General features: G+C 73.1%; 18 protein-coding genes. 8 read left to right on the top strand and 10 right to left on the bottom strand.

The window, feature by feature from the left end; translation table 11 throughout:
* The 3 genes from ACME2J_RS19555 to ACME2J_RS19545 form a co-directional block, all read right to left on the bottom strand.
* On the bottom strand, nt 1-1,084 hold a 1,084-nt coding region (locus tag ACME2J_RS19555; RefSeq protein WP_495546625.1), incomplete at its 3' end, for a PH domain-containing protein.
* Nucleotides 1,074-1,580 (bottom strand): PH domain-containing protein, encoded by a 507-nt coding sequence (locus tag ACME2J_RS19550; RefSeq protein WP_495546624.1) that lies wholly within the window; start codon nt 1,578-1,580, stop codon nt 1,074-1,076. The genes ACME2J_RS19555 and ACME2J_RS19550, both read right to left, overlap by 11 nt.
* A gap of 78 nt (nt 1,581-1,658) precedes the next feature.
* Nucleotides 1,659-2,708 carry a hypothetical protein gene (locus tag ACME2J_RS19545; RefSeq protein ID WP_495546623.1) on the bottom strand — a complete coding sequence of 350 codons (1,050 nt, stop codon included), beginning with the start codon at nt 2,706-2,708 and terminating at the stop codon, nt 1,659-1,661.
* 142 nt (nt 2,709-2,850) lie between these two features.
* On the opposite strand from ACME2J_RS19545, the gene ACME2J_RS19540 reads away from it, so the two are divergent.
* Complete coding sequence (locus ACME2J_RS19540; protein ID WP_495546622.1) at nt 2,851-3,501, top strand: transglutaminase family protein; 651 nt, start codon at nt 2,851-2,853, stop codon at nt 3,499-3,501.
* 90 nt (nt 3,502-3,591) lie between these two features.
* A complete protein-coding gene (locus tag ACME2J_RS19535; protein ID WP_495546621.1) occupies nt 3,592-4,647 on the top strand; it encodes a M42 family metallopeptidase in 1,056 nt (351 codons plus the stop codon).
* A 1-nt stretch (nt 4,648) separates the two neighbouring features.
* Here ACME2J_RS19535 and ACME2J_RS19530 read toward each other — a convergent pair whose 3' ends face one another.
* Nucleotides 4,649-5,110 carry a hypothetical protein gene (locus ACME2J_RS19530; RefSeq protein ID WP_495546620.1) on the bottom strand — a complete coding sequence of 154 codons (462 nt, stop codon included), beginning with the start codon at nt 5,108-5,110 and terminating at the stop codon, nt 4,649-4,651.
* Nucleotides 5,111-5,175: 65 nt separating this feature from the next.
* Between ACME2J_RS19530 and ACME2J_RS19525 the strand changes: the two genes are divergently transcribed.
* Nucleotides 5,176-5,877, top strand: coding sequence for an HAD family hydrolase (locus ACME2J_RS19525; RefSeq protein WP_495546619.1), 702 nt, complete (start codon nt 5,176-5,178; stop codon nt 5,875-5,877).
* 43 nt (nt 5,878-5,920) lie between these two features.
* Here the strand turns inward: ACME2J_RS19525 and ACME2J_RS19520 are convergent, their stop codons facing one another.
* Both ACME2J_RS19520 and ettA read right to left on the bottom strand, forming a co-directional pair.
* Nucleotides 5,921-6,775, bottom strand: coding sequence for a DsbA family protein (locus tag ACME2J_RS19520; protein ID WP_495546618.1), 855 nt, complete (start codon nt 6,773-6,775; stop codon nt 5,921-5,923).
* Between the two features lie 7 nt (nt 6,776-6,782).
* Nucleotides 6,783-8,438 (bottom strand): energy-dependent translational throttle protein EttA, encoded by a 1,656-nt coding sequence (gene ettA / locus ACME2J_RS19515; protein ID WP_495546617.1) that lies wholly within the window; start codon nt 8,436-8,438, stop codon nt 6,783-6,785.
* A 68-nt stretch (nt 8,439-8,506) separates the two neighbouring features.
* On the opposite strand from ettA, the gene ACME2J_RS19510 reads away from it, so the two are divergent.
* From ACME2J_RS19510 to nucS, 3 genes are all read left to right on the top strand, one after another.
* A complete protein-coding gene (locus tag ACME2J_RS19510) occupies nt 8,507-9,754 on the top strand; it encodes a tetratricopeptide repeat protein (protein WP_495546616.1) in 1,248 nt (415 codons plus the stop codon).
* Between the two features lie 415 nt (nt 9,755-10,169).
* Entirely contained in the window at nt 10,170-10,955 is a 786-nt protein-coding gene (locus ACME2J_RS19505) for a class I SAM-dependent DNA methyltransferase (protein WP_495546615.1), read from the top strand.
* 112 nt (nt 10,956-11,067) lie between these two features.
* Complete coding sequence (nucS, locus tag ACME2J_RS19500; protein WP_495546614.1) at nt 11,068-11,748, top strand: endonuclease NucS; 681 nt, start codon at nt 11,068-11,070, stop codon at nt 11,746-11,748.
* A gap of 97 nt (nt 11,749-11,845) precedes the next feature.
* Here the strand turns inward: nucS and ACME2J_RS19495 are convergent, their stop codons facing one another.
* Nucleotides 11,846-12,523 carry an MBL fold metallo-hydrolase gene (locus ACME2J_RS19495; RefSeq protein WP_495546613.1) on the bottom strand — a complete coding sequence of 226 codons (678 nt, stop codon included), beginning with the start codon at nt 12,521-12,523 and terminating at the stop codon, nt 11,846-11,848.
* A gap of 49 nt (nt 12,524-12,572) precedes the next feature.
* On the opposite strand from ACME2J_RS19495, the gene ACME2J_RS19490 reads away from it, so the two are divergent.
* A complete protein-coding gene (locus tag ACME2J_RS19490; RefSeq protein ID WP_495546612.1) occupies nt 12,573-13,355 on the top strand; it encodes a crotonase/enoyl-CoA hydratase family protein in 783 nt (260 codons plus the stop codon).
* A 405-nt stretch (nt 13,356-13,760) separates the two neighbouring features.
* Nucleotides 13,761-14,708, top strand: a complete 948-nt coding sequence (locus ACME2J_RS19485) for a hypothetical protein (protein ID WP_495546611.1) — start codon at nt 13,761-13,763, stop codon at nt 14,706-14,708.
* Between the two features lie 197 nt (nt 14,709-14,905).
* Here ACME2J_RS19485 and ACME2J_RS19480 read toward each other — a convergent pair whose 3' ends face one another.
* From ACME2J_RS19480 to ACME2J_RS19470, 3 genes are all read right to left on the bottom strand, one after another.
* A complete protein-coding gene (locus ACME2J_RS19480; RefSeq protein ID WP_495546610.1) occupies nt 14,906-15,322 on the bottom strand; it encodes a secondary thiamine-phosphate synthase enzyme YjbQ in 417 nt (138 codons plus the stop codon).
* A gap of 10 nt (nt 15,323-15,332) precedes the next feature.
* A complete protein-coding gene (locus ACME2J_RS19475; protein ID WP_495546626.1) occupies nt 15,333-15,602 on the bottom strand; it encodes an MGMT family protein in 270 nt (89 codons plus the stop codon).
* A gap of 14 nt (nt 15,603-15,616) precedes the next feature.
* The coding region (locus tag ACME2J_RS19470; protein ID WP_495546609.1) for a multifunctional oxoglutarate decarboxylase/oxoglutarate dehydrogenase thiamine pyrophosphate-binding subunit/dihydrolipoyllysine-residue succinyltransferase subunit at nt 15,617-17,728 on the bottom strand (2,112 nt) is incomplete at its 5' end.

Below are 17,728 nucleotides of genomic sequence, written 5' to 3'. Positions count from 1 at the left end.
GGGCGAGGACGGCGGCCGCGGCGGCGGCGGGACCGAACGCGTACGCGATCAGCGAGCGCGCGGGCGGGCGCAGCGGCTCGCCGTCCGGGAACGGCAGCTCGGGGAGGAGCCGGCCGAGGAGATCCTCGACGTCCGCCCGCCGGCAGATCGGCACGAGGGTCTGCGCGACGGCGGGCTCGGCGGCGTAGCCCGCGACGTCGAGGCGGACGCGGCACAGGCCGAGCAGCCGCCGCAGCGGCGAGCGGTCGATGCGGATCGCGTGGACGCGGCCGACCAGGACGCTCTGGCTGCGACGCTCCACGAGTCCGCGCCGGATGCGCAGCCGGTCGGGCTCCCGCGTCACCTCGAAGCCGCCGTAGGCCACGACGGCGCCGGCGAGCGCGAGCACGAGCGCGGCGATGAGCGCGCCGACGATGATCGCGGTCCACACGACGGGGTCGTCCGGGAGCGCGTCGAGCACGTCCTCGGGGTCGGTCTCCTCGGCGAGCTCGCTCGCGATGAGCCCGAGGAAGCCGACGAGCGAGACGACGAGGCCGGTCTGCGGGGTCGTCACGGCCGTGAGGAGGAGGTCGCGCGGCGTCATGCGCCAGTCGGCCTCTCCGGTGCCCTCGGCGCGCGCGACGGGACGCTCGGGGGCGGCGAGGTCGTCCGGTCGGGCGGCGTGACCGAGCGCCCGGCGCAGCGCCTCCGCGTCGTCGCGCGTGAGCGCCTGGATGACGATCTCGCCGCTCGCGCCGCCGCCGGCCGTCTGCACGTCGACGGCGACGACCCCGGCGACGCGCTGCGCGAGCCCCTGGGTCTCGTCGACCGCGGTGATGCGGGCGAGGGGGATCGTCGTCACGTCCGGCGTGAACACGCCGCTGCGCTGATGCAGCGCGTTCTCGACGATCCAGAAGCGACGCGCGTTCCAGCGGGCGTAGCCGGTCGCGACGGAGAAGGCGACCGCGAGGAGGCCGAAGAGCGGAGCGGTCCCGATGTTGCCCGTGATGAGCACGGCGACGAGGACCGGCACGACGATCTCGCGCAGGCCACCGAGGGCTTCGTGGAGGATCGCCGCGGGGTGCTCACGGCGCTCAGAGCTCATCGGGGACGTGCGCGCGCGTCGCGATCTCGCTGCGCAGCCGGTCGGCGTCGGCGCGCTCGAGGCACGGGATCTCGTGCGTTCCCGCCGCCGTGTGGAGACGCAGGGTCGAGAGCCCGAACGCGTCGCTGAGCGGCGTCCGACGCGTGTCGACGTGCTGCACGCGCACCATCGGCACGACGGTCCGCACGACGACGAACGCCCCGTGGCGGATGTCCACCTCGTCCTCGCGGACGGCGTAGCGCCACGTCCGCACGAGGAGACGGGGACGGACGACGACCGCGGCGCCGACGACGAGCGCGAAGAGGACGCCGAGAAGCGGCAGGAGCCAGACGGGCCGGTCGTCGATCGAGAGCAGCCCGGGGAGCACGGACCCGGCGAGGAGCAGGAGAGGCAGGGTGCCGAGCGCGCCGGCCGCCGTCCAGTACGCGTGGGCGGAGGGCGCGAGCGGCCGGTCGGGCTCGGGCGGGGGCGCTCCCGGGTCGGACGTCGCGGTCACGCAGGCCACCTTAGTCCGGGTGGCCTGCGGGCCCGTGCGGCGCGGCGCCGTGGACCCGGCGCCGCGCCGCAGGAGGCGCTACTCGAGCTCGCCCTCGACGACCGCCGTCCCGAGGACGAGACCCTCGGTGAACGCGGTGGTCGAGAATGCCGCGTTGAGCGCAGCGGCTGCCGTGGCCGTGAGGCTGGCCGTGACGCCGGAGACGCGCACGCCGTCGTCGTCGACGGTCACGTCGACGTCGTCGAGCGACAGCGAGAGGATCGCCGCGCGGGATCCGTTCCCGAGGTCGGCCGTCAGCTCGGCGTTGCGCGTGTCGACGGTGAACTTCGAGAGCGAGACGACGGTCGCGCCGCGCGTGAGCGTGATGCCGCCCGAGTGCCGGATCTCACCCGCGAGCGTCCGGGCGTTCACCTTGCCGCCCGTGATCGGGAACTGCAGCGCCCCGCCCTGGCCGGCGGTCGCGGGGGCGATGAGGCCGGGCGTGATGCCGAGCGCCCCGAGCGCGGACGCCGCCGCGGGCGCGAGCGTGAGCGACGTGGCGCCGCCGTTGAACGCGATCTCGCTGAGCGTCGTGCGGACGGTGGCCGTCCCGAGGCGCAGCCCCGAGCGGAAGGCCGTCGTGTGGAACGTCGCGTTGAGCGCGCGGGCGCCGCGCGCCGAGAGCCGGAGCGCGACGTTCGAGGCGGTCACCCGCAGCCCGTCGCGGGTGATCCGGGCCCGGCTCGCGTCGGGGACGAGGACGCCGAGTCGCTTGCCGCCGTTGACGCGCGCGCTCATCGACGACCGCTTGCCGAGGACGACGTTGAAGTCGGAGAGGGTGACGCGGCGCGCGCCCGCGCGCAGCCGGATCCCTCCGGTGTGCCGGACGGTCGCCGCGCCGCTCGAGAGGTCGAGCGTGCCGCGGGTGACGGGGAACCGGAGCCCGGACGAGACGGAGCGGGCGGGTCTCGTCGGCGTGACCGAGACCCCGAGTCCGCCGAGGGTCTTGGCCGTGGTCCGGTCGAGGCGGAGCGTCGTGTCGCCGCCGCGGACGGCGGCGCGCTCGGCCGAGGCGGGCGGGGCGGCGGCAGCGACGAGCGCGAGGGTGCCGGCGACGACGACGGCGCGTCGTGGGGTGGAACGGGGCATGACGGGTCTCCTCCGTGAGATGGGGTGGGTCGGGGTTGCCCCGGTCCGAGCCGGGCGACCTGGCGGGATCACGCTGGTGCGCGAAACTGGCGCGTCCGCATCTCCTACCGAGTCGATCGGAATCTATTAGGCTTACCTAATCATGACGCCCGATCCCCCGCCGAGCACGACGTTCACCCGCCTCGCCTGCGGCGCGTGTCCCGACCTCGACCGCTTCCTCGTCGCGCTCACCGCCGAGTTCCGGCTCGTCGACGTGAGCGGCGTCCTCGCGACGCTCGACGGCCTCGCGCTCGACGTCGGCTACGTCGCGGGTCGTCCGCCCGCCCACCAGGCCGACGCCTTGCGCGAGGCCCTCGGTGACCTGCACGCGATTCCCGCCCACGACCTCGACGCGGTCTCGCTCGACCGGGTCCTCGAGCGTCGTGCGGGGCACGCGATCGCCCTCGCGGCGGTCGCCGTCCTCGTCGGCCGCCGCTCCGGCGTGCCTCTCGGGGTCCTCATGTCCTCCGGCCGCCCGCTCGTCGTCCACCGGCGCGCGGCGGAGCCGCACGTCCTCGACCCGGCCGCGGGCCTCGCGAGCGTCGATCCGGACGAGCTCGGCGACGCCCGCTGGCGCTGTCCCCACCAGGTCGCCTACCACCTCCTCACGGCGCTCTGCGCGGGCGCGATGGAGCGCGGGAACATCGGCCTCGCGATCCGCGCGGCCGAGCTGCGCCTCGCGCTTCCCTGCGACGCCGAGTCGCGAACCGTCCTCGAGCTCGAGCTGGGCCGCCTGCGGGCGAACCTCAACTGACGTCCGGACCCGCCTCTGCTGACGAAGCTCACGCTGGGCGTGGGTTTCGTCAGCAGAGGCGGGTGCAGCGCGCTCGGTAGCGTCCACGGCATGACGATCCCGCCCGTCCTCCGCCGACTCCTCACCGCCGCCGGGCCCTCCGGCTACGAGACCGCGCCCGCCGCCGTCTTCCGCGACGCCGCCGCCGAGTTCGCCGAGGTGACGACGGACGTCATGGGCTCGACGTGGGCGCGGGTCGCCGGCACGGGTGACGGGCCGCGACTCGCGATCGTCGGCCACATCGACGAGATCGGCCTCATCGTCACGCACATCGACGACGAGGGCTTCCTCTACTTCGTCGGCGTCGGCGGGTGGGACCCCCCGAACCTCGTCGGCCAGCGCGTCGAGGTGACGACGAAGGACGGCGTCGTCCCGGGCGTCATCGGCAAGAAGCCGATCCACCTCCTCAAGGGCGACGCGCGCGACAAGCCGACGAAGCTCGAGGACCTCCACGTCGACATCGGCGCGAAGGACGGCGACGAGGCGCGCGGCCGCGTCCGCATCGGCGACGTCGCGGTCATCGCCGGCGAGCCCGTCGAGATGCCGAACGGGCGCGCCGTCTCGCGCTCGATGGACAATCGCCTCGGCTGCTTCGTCGCCTACGAGGCGGCGCGGCTCGTCGCCGAGGCCGGCGGCGCACCCGGGGACGTCGTCGCCGTCGCCGCGGTGCAGGAGGAGATCACGATGGCCGGCTCGCGGGCGGCCGCCTGGTCGCTCGAGCCCGACGTCGCGATCGTCGTCGACGTGACCTTCGCGACCGACCAGCCGGGCGTCGAGGTGAAGGAGCTCGGCAAGCACCCGCTCGGCTCCGGCCCCGTGCTCGAGCGCGGCTCGATCCTCAACCCCGTCGTCTTCGAGCTCCTCAATGACGCCGCCGAGGCCGAGGGCATCGAGGTGACGCTCAGCTCGTCGGCCGGGCGCACCGGCACCGACGCCGACGCGGTCCACCTCTCGCGGGCGGGCATCCCGTGCGGGCTCATCGGCCTGCCGCTGCGCTACATGCACTCGCCGGTCGAGATGGTCCAGGTCTCCGACGTCGAGAACGCGGCGAAGCTCATCGCGGCGTTCGCCCAGCGCCTCACGGCGCAGACGTCGTTCGCGCGCTGAGTCAGCGCCGCGGTCGGCGCACGACGATCCGCAGGGGCTGCGCGCCGGCGGCGGGCCGGGTGGCGCGCCCGGCGAGGAGGAGGCCGAGCGCCACGAGCGTCGACAGCGCGCCGATCGCGAGGAACGTGATCCCGATGATGAGGGCGTCGTCGCCCGGTGGCGCTTCGGGGGCGCCGTCCGCGACGATCGAGGCCGCGCCCATCCCGAGCCACAGCAGGCACCACCACGGGACGACGAGCCACCAGGACCGCGCGATGCCGACCCCGACGAGCGGGAGCACGAAGATCGCGGCGACGAGGAGCGCGATGTCCGACCCGGTGCCCTCGGGGCACGGCCGCGCGGCGATGGCGCCCGGAGGCGCGCCGCACGTCCCGACGACGACGAGGTCGTGGATCGTGAAGGACGCGAGCACGATCGCGCCGATGACGATGAGCGTGCCGACGACGCGCCGGTAGAGGGCCACGCCGGCGACGGTACGCTTCCCAGGCGCGGCGTGGAAGGCCGTGCGACCAGATCGAGACCGCACGGTTGCTCCTCCTCTTCGACATCGACGGGACGCTCCTCATCTCGGCGTCCGACGCCCACCGCGACGCGCTCCACGCCGCGGTCGAGGAGGTGCACGGCGCGCGGGCGACGGCGCACGTCGATGCCGCGGGCCGCACGGACACGTGGATCACGCGCCGCCTCGCGCTCGCCGCCGGCGTCCCCGAGCCGGACGTCATCGCGGCGGAGGCCGAGGTCGCCGCGGCGGCGGTGCGCCACTACGAGCGCCTCTGCCCGGACGACCTCTCCGCGCACGTCGCCGCAGGCGTGCCGGAGCTGCTCACCGCGCTCGCGACCGAGGACGACACGCGCATCGCGCTCCTCACCGGGAACTACGTCGAGATCGCGCACCGCAAGCTGGGCGCGGCGGGCCTCGGCGAGTGGTTCTCCCCGCACGAGGGCGCCTACGGCGACGACCACCACGACCGCGAGCGGCTCCCGGCGGTCGCGCGGCGCCGCGCCGCCGGCACCGACGGCGACCACTGGCCGCGCGAGCGGACGGTCGTCATCGGCGACACGCCGCGCGACATCGCCTGCGCTCGCGCCGACGGCGTCCACGCCGTCGCGGTGACGACCGGCCCGTTCGGCCGCGACGAGCTCGCGGCTGCCGACGCCGTCGTCGACTCGGCCGCCGAGATCCCCGCGGCGCTGGGCGCGCTCCTCACGCTGCGAGATGCAGCTTCGTGACCCAGGCGGTCACGAAGCTGCATCTCGCGGGGTGCGCGGCGACTCAGCGCTCGAGCGACCAGAAGCCGTCGCGGCCGACGTCGCGGCGCCGCGCGACGCGCGCGAGCTCGTCGCGCGCCTCGTCGGGCGCGATGTCCCGGACGGCGGCGACCTCCACCGTCGCGAGGGGGACGCCCGCCCAGCGGAGGAGCTCCTCCGCGCTCGCCGGCGGCTCCCGACGCGGGACGCCGGGGAGGAGGTTCGCGAGGAGGACGTCGTGGACCGCGCCCGGCAGGAACCCCGGGGCCGACATCCGCAGGCCGTCCGAGGACCGGACGAGCTCGAGGCTCGGGCACGCGTACCGGCACGCGCCCTCGTGGCAGGTGAGCCGCTCCTCGAGCACGGAGGCGGCCGGGGACGGCGTGCGCGCCGCGCGCCGGTCGGCGTCGACCGCCGCGACGACGCCCTCGTCGCGCATCCACGCGAGGACCTGCGGCGCATCGAGCCCGGCGTCGCCGGCGGCGGCGGCGATCGTGTCCTCCTCGTCGAGCAGCTCGCCCGAGAAGCTGCGGACGCGGAGAGCGCGCAGGAGCGCGTGCGCCTGCGGCCGGCCGACGTGCTCGCGGACGGCGACGACGGCCGTGCACGCCGGGCGCGTCGCGGGAGGACGGATCTTCGGCCGCGAGTCCGTCGGCATGCCGTGCTCGTCGGCGAGCGCCGCCGCGCTCTGGGCGAGCAGCTGCGCGGTGAGTCCCCGGGCCGTGTAGTCCTCGGACCGGTCGCTGAGCACGACCATCCGCGACGTCCAGTCGAGATGCCCCTCGTAGCGCCAGAGCAGCCGCCAGCGCAGCGGCTCCGCGTTGTACGAGAACGGGCAGGCGGGGTCGGTGAACTCCGTGATCTCGACGACGCCGCTCATCCCGCGCTCAGCCGCGCGTCAGCCGCTTGTAGCTGATGCGGTGCGGCCTGTCGGCCTCCGCGCCGAGGCGCTCGTGGCGGTTCTCCTCGTAGGCCTCGAAGTTGCCCTCGAACCAGACGACCTGCGAGTCGCCCTCGAAGGCGAGGACGTGCGTCGCGATGCGGTCGAGGAAGAAGCGGTCGTGGGAGATGATGACCGCGCAGCCCGGGAACGTGAGGAGCGCCTGCTCGAGCGCGCGCAGCGTCTCGACGTCGAGGTCGTTCGTCGGCTCGTCGAGCAGGAGGAGGTTGCCGCCGGAGCGCAGCAGCTTCGCGAGGTGGACGCGGTTGCGCTGACCGCCGGAGAGCGTCCCGACCTTCTGCTGCTGGTCGCCCTTCTTGAAGTTGAACCCCGCGACGTACTGCCGCGAGTTCATCTCCCGGCCGCCGACGTCGATGTGGTCGTAGCCGCCCGAGATCTCCTCCCACACCGTCTTGTCGGGATCGAGCGCGTCGCGCGACTGGTCGACGTAGGCGAGCTGCACCGTGTCGCCGAGCGTGATCGTCCCGACGTCGGGCTGCTCCTGCCCGGTGATCATCTTGAAGAGCGTCGTCTTGCCCGCCCCGTTGGGGCCGATGACGCCGACGATGCCGGCGGGCGGCAGCGAGAACGAGAGGTCCTCCATGAGGAGCTTGTCGCCGAACGCCTTGCGCACCCCGTCGGCCTCGATGACCGTGCCGCCGAGACGCGGCCCCGGCGGGATGTGGATCTGCACCTCGTCGAGGCGGACCTGCTTCTCCTCCTCCACGAGCTCCTGGTAGCGGGCGAGGCGCGCCTTCGACTTCGTCCGCCGGCCCTTCGGGTTCGTCCGCACCCACTCGAGCTCGGCGGCGATGACCCGCTCGCGCGCCTTGTCCTGGCGCTCGGCCTGCGCGAGGCGCTTCGCCTTGTTCTCGAGCCAGGCGGTGTAGTTGCCCTCGAAGGGGAAGCCCTTGCCGCGGTCGAGCTCGAGGATCCACTGGGCGACGTTGTCGAGGAAGTAGCGATCGTGGGTGACCGCGACGACCGCGCCCTCGTACTCGGCGAGATGGCGCTCGAGCCAGGCGACCGACTCCGCGTCGAGGTGGTTCGTGGGCTCGTCGAGGAGGAGGAGGTCGGGCTGGCTGAGGAGGAGCCGGCAGAGCGCGACGCGGCGGCGCTCACCGCCGGAGAGGCTGTCGACGACCGCGTCGGACGGCGGGCAGCGCAGGGCGTCCATCGCGTACTCGAGCTGGGTGTCGAGGTTCCACGCGTCGGCGGCGTCGATCTTCTCCTGGAGCTTCGCGAACTCGTCCGCCGTCTCCTCGGAGTAGTTCGCGGCGAGCTCGTTGAAGCGGTCGAGCAGCGCCTTCGTCTCTGCGACGCCCTCCTCGACGCATTCCTTCACGGTCGCGCCGTCGCGGAGGTCGGGCTCCTGCTCGAGGATGCCCACCGTGCGGTTGATCCCGAGGATCGCCTCGCCGCGGTAGTCGTCGTCCTTGCCGGCCATGATCCGCAGGAGCGAGGACTTGCCCGCGCCGTTGTAGCCGAGGACGCCAATCTTCGCCCCCGGGTAGAAGGCGAGGCTGACGTCGTCGAAGACCACCTTGTCCGGCGGGTACCGCTTCGAGACGCGGTTCATCTGGAAGACGTACTGGGAGCTCATCGCCCGTCCCAGGATAGGGACCGACGCCCCGCGGGCAGCCCACCGGGTCGCGGTACCCTGGAATGTCCATGCCGCAGGTCCTCGACATCGAGCAGTCGCTGCTTCTCCTCGAGCTCGAGCCTCCGTTCGCGAAGCGCGACGTCCAGCTCGCGCGGCGCAAGCTCGCCAAGGTCTGGCACCCGGACCTCGCCCCTCCCGGCCGGCAGCTCGAGCACGAGCGGCATCTCAAGGCGATCAACGAGGCCGCCGATCAGCTCGAGCGGCTCGCCGAGGAGTCCCGTGGCGGCCGCGTCACGCGCAACGCCGTGCGCGCGAGCGCGGCGGCGGCCCGCGAGGCGCGCGCGGAGGAGGGCCGGCGCGCCTACGAGGCCGAGCAGCGGGCGCGCGAGTCCGCGGCCGATCGCGCGAAGAACGACCCGTTCGGATCGCGCGTCCCCGACCACTCGGTCGTCCACCGCTACGCGCGCTGCATCTCGTATCCGGAGTGGGGCGTGGGATCGGTGACCGGCATCTACTTCACGGGCGACGGCGACGACGTCCAGCAGTGGGCGCGCGTCACCTTCCAGGTCGGCATCCGCACCGTGCCCGCGGGCAGCCTCCAGTTCGTCGACTTCTCGAAGCCCGACCCGGGGGCCGACCGCGTCCAGCGCTTCCTCACCGCCGCACAGCACGCGATGGCCGAGAGCGACTACGCGCTCGCGGCGCAGCGGCTCATCTACGCGCGCGACGCGGACCCTCGCAACCCATCGGTCCTGCGTCTCATGACCCTCGCGTTCTGGCAGGCGGGGGACCTGCCGGCGGCCGGTCGCACCGTCCGCGACTGGGCCCGCGTCGAGGGCGAGCGACCGACGCCGCACCGCTTCGCCTCGCGGATCTACGAGGACATGGGCGCGTTCGACCTCGCCGGGGAGGCGGCCCAGCGCGCGGTCGACCGGGCTCCGTCCGACGCCTCGGCGTGGGAGCGGCTCGGGCGCGTGCGCCTGCGGCTCATGGACCGCGAGGGCGCGATCGACGCGCTCGAGACGGCCCGCGGCCTCGGTCCGACGGCCGAGGGCCTGCTCGACCTGGCGACGGCCCTCCACCTCGCGGGTGATCTCGGCGGTGAGGTGACGGCGACCGAGCAGGCGACGTTCCTCTCCCCGGAGTCGTTCGAGGCGTGGGCGCGCTATGCGCACGCGCTCGCCCGGACGGACAGGGTCTCGGATGCGATCGCGGCGTGCGAGCGCGCGCTCGACATCAGTCCCTCGGAGCCCGAGGTGCGGGACCTCGTCGAGCGTCTGCGCGCCATCGAGGCACGGGTTCTGCCCGCCGCCTGACCCCGTCCGTCCAGGGAATTCGCACCACTGGGGGGAGAAGTCCTCCTCCCCGGGTGTGAGTGAATCGGTATGCTGCTCTGCAGGCACCGACCAGACCGGTGGAACGACCTGCACCACGCGTGACGCGAATCGCTGCGTCGCACCTGGGGCTCATGCCGGGACCTTCCGGGTCCATGCAGGTCAGCGCGCCTGAGCGGCGCGTGTTCCAGCGTCCTCCAGGCGCCGAGCCGACGAGGACGTCCGGGGGTGGTCACGTGCCACTGAAAATCCGGAGGATTGAAACCCGTGAACGCGGGTAGGTGACATTCGGCTCGAGGCCCCCCGCCGGGCCCGAGCGGAGTCCCCCGAGTGTGGCCCGGGCACGCCCTCGCGTGTGCGCGGCGCCTGCCTGCGCCCAACGAGAGGAGTCGTGCCGATGTCGAGCGAGCCGCATGTCCTAGACGAGAAGGTCCTCGTCCATCTCCCCACGGTCGACAAGGACGTTCCCGATCAGGACGCGGAGTGGTGCGACGTCGAGACGCCGGAGGGGCTCCGCCGGCTGCGCTTCCACGACTACGACGAGCTCTTCAAGGTTCCCGGTCTCTACGAGCTCCTCTTCTACGAGACCCTGCAGTGCAACTCCCCCGAGGTCGTCCGCGGGCTCCTCGAGGACGTCCTCGACGACCGCGGCCGCTCGGCCGACGACCTCGTCCTCCTCGACGTCGGCGCCGGCAACGGGATGGTCGCCGAGGAGATCGCGGAGCTCGGCGCGCAGCGCATCGTCGGCGTCGACATCCTCCCCGAGGCTGCGATGGCCGCCGAGCGCGACCGCCCGGACCTCTACGACGACTACCACGTCATCGACCTCACGGACGTCCCGGAGCCCGACCACCGGGCGCTGAGCGAGACGCCGTTCAACTGCATGACGACGGTCGCGGCGCTCGGCTTCGGCGACATCCCGCCGGCCGCCTTCGCGCAGGCCTATGACTACGTCGAGGACGGCGGCCTCGTGGCGTTCACGCTGCGCGACCGCTTCTGCAGCGCGCGCGAGGACGAGAGCGGCTTCTCGAAGCTCATGCGCGAGCTGGACGAGGCGGGACGCATCAACGTCCTCGTCGAGCACCGCTACCAGCACCGCCTCTCGGTCGCCGGCGACCCGCTCTACTACAACTGCTACGTCGCCGAGAAGAGCGGCGGGGCGACGATCGCCGACAAGATCTAGCGTCAGCCGACGCACGTCACGGCCAAGGGGCGCGGCCCGGGGACTCCGGCCGCGCCCCTTTGTCGTGGGGCTCGCGGCACGGCGTCCGCCTGGCGTCGTACGGTGCCGAACCATGCGCGTCATCGTCGCCCGCTGCGAGGTCGTCTACACCGGCCGGCTCACCGCGCTCCTCCCCGAGGCGCTGCGGCTGCTCATGATCAAGAGCGACGGCTCGGTCATGGTCCACGCCGACACCGGCGGGTACAAGCCGCAGAATTGGATGACGCCGCCGACCGTCATCGAGGAGGACGGGGAGCCGCTCGAGCGCCTCGTCGTCCGCAAGTTCGCGGGCAAGACGGAGGACCGGCTCGAGATCCGGGTCTGCGAGGTCGTCTCCGACGTCACGCACGACATGGGAGAGGCCGCCGAGCTCGAGAAGGACGGCGTGGAGAAGCACCTCCAGGAGGAGCTCGCCGCGGCGCCCCACTGGTGCGGCGAGGGCTTCCGGCTCGTGAAGCGCGAGTGGGCGACCGACATCGGGCCCGTCGACCTCATGTGCCGGGACGCGGACGACGGCTGGGTCGCGGTCGAGATCAAGCGGGTCGCGACGATCGAGGCGGTCGAGCAGCTCACCCGCTACCTCGACTTCATCCGCCAGGACCCGGCGATGGGCGAGTGCCAGGGGGTCCTGGCCGCCCAGCAGATCAAGCCGCAGGCGCGGACGCTCGCCGAGTCGCGCGGGCTGCGCTGCGTCGAGGTCGACCTCGCCGTGCTGCGCGGCGAGCGCGAGCCCGACCTCACCCTCTTCGCCTGACCCGCCTTCGCGCCGAACCGGAGTCCTGGGGCGCCATGGCACCCCAGGACTCCGGTTCGGCCGGCGAGGCCGGGGCCGTCCCGGAACGGGCCGTCGGTCAGAGGGCCGCGGCGAAGGCGCGCAGGCGGTCCGCCGCGTCGGTGAGGACCGGGCCGTGGCCCGGGCAGAGGACGCGCGGGCCGAGCTCGGCGATCCGCCGGATCGACTCGCGGTTGCGTGCGGGGTCCGGGGTGAAGGCCCGCGGCGGCTCGTGGAGGCCCGGCCGCGTCGTCGCCAGGTTCATGTTCGTCACGACGTCCCCGCACACGAGCACGCCGTCGGACTCGCGCCAGAGGACGATGTGGCCCGCCGAGTGGCCCGGCGTGTCGAGGATGACGAAGCCCTCGCCGACCTCGTCGCCCTCGCTCAGCGTCGCGTCGACGCTCACCCCGTCGAAGCTGCCGAACATGCGGGCGACGCTGCGGACGCCGGGCCGGTCGACCGTCGGCGAGAGCGGAGGCTCGCCGCTCTCGGCTGTCTGACGGTCCGCCGCGCCGACGTGCACGGGGATCCCGAGCTTCTCGGCGATGTCGGCGCTGCCGCCGGCGTGGTCGCCGTGGGCGTGCGTGATGACGTGGCGGGTGACGACCGCGCTGGCCGCATCGAGGTCGCGCAGGATCCTCGGCACGCTTCCCTTGAGCCCGGAGTCGACGAGGGTCTCGCCGACGAGATAGGCGTTCACCGCGCAGCGGGGGAAGAGGGGGATCTGGTGGACGCCGTCGGCGATCTCGCGCATCGGGCGATCCTATGGACGCGCGCCCCTGCACGGGCCATAGGCTGCACCCATGTCCGAGACCGACTCCCAGCAGCCCGCCGTCCTCACCGAGCGGCGCGGCAACGTCCTCCTCATCACCCTCAACCGCCCCGAGGTCCGCAACGCGGTCAACGCCGAGCTCGCGAAGGGCCTCAGCGACGCTCTCGACGCGTTCGACGACGATCCCGAGCTGCAGGTCGGGGTGCTCACCGGCGCCGGCGGCTTCTTCTGCGCGGGGATGGACCTCGGCGCGTTCGTGAAGGGCGAGTCGCCCTGGTACGGCGACCGCGGCTTCGCCGGGATCACGCAGAAGGCCTCGCGCAAGCCGCTCATCGCCGCGGTCGAGGGCTTCGCGGTCGCGGGCGGCATGGAGATCGCGCTGTCGTGCGACCTGATCGTCGCCGCGAAGGGCGCGAAGATGGGCATCCCCGAGTCGAAGCGCTCGCTCGTCGCCGCTGCCGGAGCGCTCCTGCGCCTTCCGCGCCGGATGCCCTACCACGTCGTCATGGAGCTCGCGCTCACCGGCGATCCGATGCCCGCCGAGCGCTTCCACGAGTTCGGCGTCGTCAACCGCGTCGCCGACCCCGGCAGCGCCGTCGACGTGGCGATCGAGCTCGCCGGGCGCATCGCCGAGAACGGCCCGCTCGCGATCATGGCCTCGAAGGAGATCATCGAGAAGCAGCAGGACTGGTCCCTCGACGAGATGTGGGACGAGCAGGGCAAGATCGGCGGTCCCGTCTTCGCGTCGGAGGACGCGAAGGAGGGCGCGACCGCCTTCAAGGAGAAGCGCGCCCCCGTCTGGAAGGGCGCCTGACCCACCCCCGCCTGACGAAACTCACCCTCATCGTGAGTTTCGTCAGGGTGGGCGCCCGTCCAGGCCGTCCAGGGCGTTCGCCCTGGCGCTGAAGTCTCGGACGGCGCGTGGCCGCGCACCTCCCCCGAGGGCACCCGCGCATCGGCCAGGCCGTCACCTCTCGCGTCGACCGGGGCGGTGGAAGCCAAGACGCACGTCGCGGCCGGCCGGCCCCGCGCTCGACCAGGGGCCGGGGCCGCGTGGTCTCCGGCGCGTCGACAGAGGTGGTCCGACCGTGGAGGAGCCGCGTCGCCGTGTGCCCCACAGGGGCTCGCGGTCGCCGTCCTTGACCTGGTCGACCGCCGCTGGGAGGGTCGGTCACGTGCCAACGCGGCAGGGCGTCGACCCCAGGAAGAGTGATGTCGAGTGGTGCCCGATGAACGACTTGCTGAGCTGAGCCGTCGCCTCGAGGCGGCCGAAGCAGCCCTGGAGGAGATGCGCAGCCAGGAGCGCGGCCGGCGGGTGCGGGCGCCGAGCGCAAGGGGAGTGCTGATCGGTGTCGCGCTCGCCGTGCTGTTGGCGCCGTTGGGCGTGGCAGCGACCGGCGATGCGCTGCGTGAGGGCGTCCGCAACGGCACGACTCGGGGCGAGACGGAGATCATCGGCAAGTTCGACGCCACGGCCGGCGGCAAGGGGGGCTACGTCACCCGCCAATCGAACACGCAGACCGGTGCGAAGGCCGGTGGCGCCGCGGTGTACGGCTGCCGGGGCGCGGCTGGCGGCACGTCCGCCGGGTCTGCTCCGTGTCTACGCGCCTCGAACTTGGCCAACGGCTTCGCCTTCGAGCTCGCGTCGAAGGCCGGCCCGGCCGGCCTGTTCGAGGTGGGCGCTGCGACCGACGCCCCGTTCGTCACCAACGGCACCGGGCTGGTGTCCAACCTCAACGCCGACAAGGTCGACGGGCTCGACGCCAGCCAGCTGAAGGGGCCGCCGGGACCCCCCGGCCCACAGGGCCCCACGGGCCCCACCGGCGACAGGGGCCCCACCGGCGAGACCGGGCCTGCGGGGCCGCAAGGGCCGGCGGGAGCGATCGACCTCGCACGCATCAGCACCGTGACCGCCGAGAACACCGTCGCGGGAAACCTCATCGGAAGCTCGGCCATGGGCGCGGACTGCCCATTCGGGCACAAAGCGGTGGGCGGCGGCGTCACGCCGTCGGGTCTCACGCCAGCGAGCACGCGCGACTCGATCGTCTATCTGACGGACCGCCCGGCACCCAACAACGAGCGCAGGTGGGAAGCGCAGGTCCGCTACTCGGCGCCGACGGGCACGGATACGGTCTTCTTCGTCTACGTCAAGTGCGTATCGCCGTGACCCCCACCTCGTCGCGCCTGCATCGCGCAGGCTGCGGTTCCGGTATCGCCTGAGAGCAGCACGCCCGAGGCTCTGCCGCGGCAACGCCGCCCCGTGGGAGCCGCCGGACCGCGAGCGTCACCACCGCCGCACACGCGCCGTGGCCAGCTGAGCGCCCGAGAGACGCGCGCCGCCCGGCCACGTCGTCCGAAGCGCCCCTACTCCCCGTGCAGCGTGAGCGTGAGCGTCCTCGGACCGCCCCGGTCCCGGTGCTCGCAGAGGTAGATCCCCTGCCACGTCCCGAGCGCGAGGTCGCCGTCGCGGACGGGAAGCGTCAGGGATGGGCCCATGAGCGAGGCCTTCACGTGCGCCGGCATGTCGTCGGAACCCTCGAGCGTGTGCGTCCACGCGAAGTCCTCGGGGACGGCGGCGTTCACCCAGGCCTCGAAGTCGCGGCGCACGTCGGGCGAGGCGTTCTCGTTGAGGGTGAGCGACGCCGAGGTGTGCTGGATGTGGACGTGGAGGAGCCCCGCCTCGAGGTCCTGGAGCTCGGGCACCGCGGAGAGGACGTCCCGGGTGACGAGGTGGAAGCCGCGCGGGCGGGCGTCGAGCGTGACGTCGCGGGAGAGCCACATGCGCGAAGTCCTACCCGATCGCCTCCGGCGGGATCCGCGCCGCCCTGAGGTCGACGCGGTCGGCGCCGGGGACGAACGGGACGTCCTCGGCCGCGAGGAGCGCCCGCTGCCGCGCGCCCTTCGCGAGCGAGCCGTCGGCGCGGACCACCCGCCACCAGGGGAGGTCGCCGTCCCCGCCGGCCGCACGCAGGACGTGCCCCGTCAGCCGCGGCGCGCCCGGCGAGACGTCGCCGTAGGTGGTGACGAAGCCGGGCGGCACGCGGCGGACGCGCGCGAGGATGCGCTCGTGCCGCTCTACCGCTCGCCCGGCGTCTTCTTGGGGTACAGCGACACCGGGATCGAGAGATCGAGCGCCGTGCGGAGGATCCGCGCCTGCTCGGTGTTGTGCGCCGCCGGGTAACCCTCGCCCGGGCTCGCGCGCTCCGGCCGGCCGATGTACCCGAGCTTGAGGTGGTCGGGGAGGATCTGCATGAGGCGCGGGAACATGTGCGCGCGGGCGCCCATGTTGCGCGGCTCCTCCTGCACCCACACGACCTCCTCGAGGTTCGGGTAGGTGTCCGCGAGCTCGCGCAGCTGCGACTCGGGGAACGGGTAGAGCAGCTCGACCCGGCCCACCGCGACCGCCTCGTTGTCCTCGCGCGACGGATGGCCGACGAGGTCGTAGTAGATCTTGCCGGTGCAGAGGATGAGGCGCTTCACCTTGTCGACCGGGACGCGCGGCTCCCCGAGGACCGGGAAGAACTGCGTCTCCGCGAGGTGCTGGATGCGGTTCGTCGCCTGCGGCAGCCGCAGGAGCGACTTCGGGGTCATGATGATGAGCGGCCGCTGCTTCGCGATCCGCGCCTGACGACGCAGCAGATGGAAGTACTGCGCCGGCGTCGTGAGGTTCGCGACCCGGATGTTCCCCTCCGCCGCGAGCTGGAGGAACCGCTCGAGACGGGCCGAGGAGTGCTCGGGGCCCGAGCCCTCGTAGCCGTGCGGGAGCAGCAGCGTGAGCCGCGAGCTCTGGCCCCACTTCGCGAGGCCGGACACGATGAACTGGTCGATGATGACCTGCGCGCCGTTCGCGAAGTCGCCGAACTGCGCCTCCCAGAGCACGAGCGTCTCGGGCGCCTCCTGCGAGTACCCGTACTCGAAGCCGAGGCAGGCGATCTCGCTGAGCGGCGAGTTGTGCAGCTCGAACGGCGCGAGCGCGCCCGGCAGCGACTGGATCGGCGAGGTCGTCTGACCCGTCTTGTGGTCGTGGAGGACGAGGTGGCGCTGGCTGAACGTGCCGCGCTCGGAGTCCTGACCGGTGAGCCGGATCGGGATGCCCTCGGTGAGGAGCGACGCGAACGCGAGCGACTCGGCGTGCGACCAGTCGATGCCGCCCTCGTCGCCGAGCGCGCCGCGACGGCGCTCGAGCTGCTTGCCGAGCTTCGGGTGGATGCTGAACCCGTCCGGCACCCGCAGGAGCTCCTCGTTGAGGACGCGCAGGCGCTCGGAGCTCACCGCGGTCTTCACCTCGGGGGACGGCGAGCGGTCGAGCTGGTACTCGCCGGTCGGCTGCTCGACGGTGCCCGCCTCCTCGGCCGCCTTGATCTGCGCCTTGAGCTCCTGGTGCAGCTTCGTGAGCTCGTCCCAGATCGCCTGGCTCATCGCGTCGACCTCGTCCTGGGCCAGGACGCCGTCCTTGACGAGGTGCTCGCCGAAGACCTGCGACACGCGCGGGTGCTTCTTGATCGTCGCGACCATCTCCGGCTGCGTGTAGGCGGGCTCGTCGGCCTCGTTGTGGCCGAACCGGCGGTAGCCGATGAGGTCGATGAGGACGTCGTGCCCGAACTCCTGGCGGAACGCGCAGGCGAGCCGCACCGCGGCGATGCACGCCTCGACGTCGTCGGCGTTGACGTGGATGATCGGGCAGTCGTAGCCCTTCGCGATGTCGGACGCCCAGCGGGTCGACCGCGAGTCCTCCGGGTCGGTGGTGAAGCCGACCTGGTTGTTCTGCACGATGTGGATCGTGCCGCCGACCTGGTAGCCGTCGAGGGCCTGGAGGTTGAGCGACTCCGCGACGACCCCCTGGCCGGGGAACGCCGCGTCGCCGTGGAGGACGATCGGGACGGCGGAGGCCGGGTCGCGGTGCGCGTGCGGGCCCTGGCGCGTCGTCTGCGCCGCGCGGGTCGCGCCGAGGACGACCGGATGGACGAACTCGAGGTGCGACGGGTTGCTCTCGAGGTTGACGAGGATCGTCTCGCCGTCCCCGAGCTGGTAGCTGCCCTGGGCGCCGTGGTGGTACTTCACGTCGCCGGTGCCGCCCTGCGGGATCGTCGTGATCGCCTCGAGCGAGGAGGCGCCCTCGAACTCGGCGAAGATCGTCTCGTAGGGCCGCCCGAGGTTGTGGGCGAGCACGTTGAGCCGGCCGCGGTG

Source organism: Paraconexibacter sp. (assembly GCF_059438195.1).
This window is presented reverse-complemented; position numbering and strand designations above follow the sequence as displayed.

Excerpts from the sequence above, each read along its gene's own strand:
- ACME2J_RS19510 (WP_495546616.1), top strand. The coding sequence starts at position 8,507 with ATGCCGCAGGTCCTCGACATCGAGCAGTCGCTGCTTCTCCTCGAGCTC.
- ACME2J_RS19505 (WP_495546615.1), top strand. The coding sequence starts at position 10,170 with ATGTCGAGCGAGCCGCATGTCCTAGACGAGAAGGTCCTCGTCCATCTC.
- nucS (WP_495546614.1), top strand. The coding sequence starts at position 11,068 with ATGCGCGTCATCGTCGCCCGCTGCGAGGTCGTCTACACCGGCCGGCTC.
- ACME2J_RS19490 (WP_495546612.1), top strand. The coding sequence starts at position 12,573 with ATGTCCGAGACCGACTCCCAGCAGCCCGCCGTCCTCACCGAGCGGCGC.
- ettA (WP_495546617.1), bottom strand. The coding sequence starts at position 8,438 with ATGAGCTCCCAGTACGTCTTCCAGATGAACCGCGTCTCGAAGCGGTAC.
- ACME2J_RS19520 (WP_495546618.1), bottom strand. The coding sequence starts at position 6,775 with ATGAGCGGCGTCGTCGAGATCACGGAGTTCACCGACCCCGCCTGCCCG.
- ACME2J_RS19495 (WP_495546613.1), bottom strand. The coding sequence starts at position 12,523 with ATGCGCGAGATCGCCGACGGCGTCCACCAGATCCCCCTCTTCCCCCGC.
- ACME2J_RS19545 (WP_495546623.1), bottom strand. The coding sequence starts at position 2,708 with ATGCCCCGTTCCACCCCACGACGCGCCGTCGTCGTCGCCGGCACCCTC.
- ACME2J_RS19480 (WP_495546610.1), bottom strand. The coding sequence starts at position 15,322 with ATGTGGCTCTCCCGCGACGTCACGCTCGACGCCCGCCCGCGCGGCTTC.
- ACME2J_RS19540 (WP_495546622.1), top strand. The coding sequence starts at position 2,851 with ATGACGCCCGATCCCCCGCCGAGCACGACGTTCACCCGCCTCGCCTGC.
- ACME2J_RS19535 (WP_495546621.1), top strand. The coding sequence starts at position 3,592 with ATGACGATCCCGCCCGTCCTCCGCCGACTCCTCACCGCCGCCGGGCCC.